The following is a 2,484-nucleotide window of genomic DNA, read 5'->3' on the forward strand; positions in this document are numbered from 1 at the left end:
TACCCATCAGGTACCGGGTTGTTATCACTCAGGAAATTCAATATAAGTATACCTCCTATTTTTGCGATACCTAATTTTTTAAGTTGATTATAAATTTTTGAAAAAATAAAAGTATCAATAGTGCTTTTGTATCGCCAGCTTCCTAGTGTAGGGTCTCCACTCCCAAGAATAAGAATATGGTTTAGGTCGTACAGATGCAATTCTTTACCGTAAAGAAAAGAAGTCTTATACTTGTAATCCTTCCCCAGCATCTCAAACGCACTCACACTCGTTACCACTTTTTGGCAACTTGCAGGTGCCAAACCAACCTGCGCATTTTTATCAAAAACTATTTTGCCGGTTTTTGTATCTACCACATACAAGCTCAGTATCGCATGTGTAAATTGTACATCCTTTTCCATGTTAGTTATTGCGGCAGCTAATGAAGCATCAATTTTTTGTGCAACTGCAACTGAACAAATACAACTCAGCAATGTTATTACTATCCATTTCATGGGCAAATAAATTTATTTCTCAAAGCTAAAAGATTTAAATTTGAAGTATGGAAAATATAATAGAGGAGCCAATTCCAAAATATAATTATATTGCTGCAGAAGAATATTTAATGGCAGAAAGAACGGCTGCGGAAAAGAATGAATATTACCAGGGTGAAGTTTTTGCCAGGAGTGGTGCTTCGGCAAAATACAATGAAATATTTTCAAATTTATTTGGAGAAATTGCACATAAATTAAAAGGCAAAGGCTGTAAACCCTATGGCAGCGATTTAAGAATTCACATCCCTAAAAACACATTATACACTTACCCTGACATAAGTATTATTTGTGGTGAAATGAAACTTACTGATGACACATTTGATACAGCCACCAATCCAAGTACAATTATTGAAATATTTTCCAGATCAACCCGTAATTACGACAGGCTTGAAAAATTTTCATTGTACAGAGATATTGATACTTTGCAAGAATATATTTTAATAGACTCCCAAAAAACGCATATTGAAAGATACTTCAGAAGCAACAATAATACATGGCAACTCATGGACTATTACTCCCAGGAAGACAACCTGATAATCTCTGCAGTAAACATTTCCATTTCACTTAAAGATATTTACCTGGATCTAACTTTTTAATTTTATTACTCCCCTTATTACATGATACAAGCAACCATAATCACCATTGGCGACGAACTTTTAATAGGCCAGGTAATAGATACCAACAGCGCCTGGATGGCGCAGGAATTAAACAAAGCCGGCATACGTGTGGTAAGGCGTGTGGCAGTAGGCGATGTATGGGACGAAATTTGGAATGCACTGGACGAAGAAAGCAAACATGCCCAAATAATTTTAATAACGGGCGGGCTTGGCCCAACAGCCGATGATATTACCAAACCGTTATTGTGTAAATATTTTGGCGGCAAATTAGTGGTGGATGAAGGTGCCAAACAAAATGTCATTAACATTTTTACAAAACTTAAACGGCCCATGATTGAAAGAAACTTACTGCAGGCCGAAGTACCCGATGTATGCACCGCAATTCAAAACAAAAGAGGCACCGCACCCGGAATGTTCTTCAATAAAGATGGCAAAATTTTTGTAAGCATGCCCGGCGTACCGCACGAAATGAAAGGCATGATGGAAGATGATGTAATTCCACATCTTACCAAACAATTTAAATTACCTGTAATTATACACCGCACTTTATTTACCGCCGGTGTGGGCGAAAGTTTTTTAGCCGACCTGATACAAGATTTTGAAGAAGCCTTACCTCCGCAAATTAAATTAGCTTACCTGCCTAATTATGGCATGGTGCGGTTGCGTTTAACCAGTTCGGGTTTTGATAAAATACAAATTGAAAAAGATATTGAAATACAATTTACCCAACTGCAATTATTGGTAAAAGATTATTTAGTAACCAATGTTGATGAACCCATGGAAAGAGTAGTGGGCAAATTATTATTACAAAAAAATAAAACCATGTGCACTGCGGAAAGTTGCACCGGTGGTTACATTGCACACCTGCTCACTTCCATCCCCGGTTCTTCAGAATTTTATGATGGCAGCGTGGTAAGTTATTCCTATGGTGCTAAAGAAGATCTGTTAAATGTTAATCATCAAACTTTATTAACCAAAGGTGCTGTGAGTGAAGAAGTGGTAACCGAAATGGCCAAAGGCGCTTTGCAAAATATTAAATCAAATTATGTAATTGCAGTAAGCGGCATTATGGGTCCTGGCGGCGGCCTGCCCGAAAAACCTGTGGGCACGGCATGGATAGCTGTGGGCAGCAAAGAAAAAATTGCAGCACAAAAAGTTTTTTTCCGTTTCGACAGGGCACGAAATATACAGTTAACCGCCGTCACAGCATTAAATTTATTGCGGCAGTTTATCCTGCAAAATACATAGCCACAGATTGCACAGATTAACACGGATTTTATTGTCATTAATCTCAATATTTTCTTTAAGCATATTCTGCATTTATCTGTGTAAAT

Annotated in this window: 3 protein-coding genes; 2 read left to right on the forward strand and 1 reads right to left on the reverse strand. The window is 37.4% G+C overall.

Going from position 1 to position 2,484, the window contains the following annotated elements; genetic code table 11:
- On the reverse strand, positions 1 to 494 hold a 494-nt coding region (locus ACY65O_RS12045), incomplete at its 3' end, for a D-alanyl-D-alanine carboxypeptidase (RefSeq protein ID WP_462221101.1).
- A 47-nt stretch (positions 495 to 541) separates the two neighbouring features.
- Here ACY65O_RS12045 and ACY65O_RS12050 point away from each other — a divergent pair.
- The gene (locus ACY65O_RS12050) at positions 542 to 1,129 is read left to right on the forward strand and encodes a Uma2 family endonuclease (protein WP_462221102.1); all 588 of its coding nucleotides are present in this window, start codon (positions 542 to 544) and stop codon (positions 1,127 to 1,129) included.
- A 21-nt stretch (positions 1,130 to 1,150) separates the two neighbouring features.
- On the forward strand, positions 1,151 to 2,398 hold the full coding sequence (locus ACY65O_RS12055) for a CinA family nicotinamide mononucleotide deamidase-related protein (protein ID WP_462221103.1): 1,248 nt from the start codon (positions 1,151 to 1,153) through the stop codon (positions 2,396 to 2,398).
- The last annotated feature ends 86 nt before the right edge of the window (positions 2,399 to 2,484 follow it).

It is taken from the genome of Ferruginibacter sp. (genome assembly GCF_031430955.1).
In the GTDB taxonomy this organism is placed as follows: Bacteria; Bacteroidota; Bacteroidia; order Chitinophagales; family Chitinophagaceae; genus Ferruginibacter.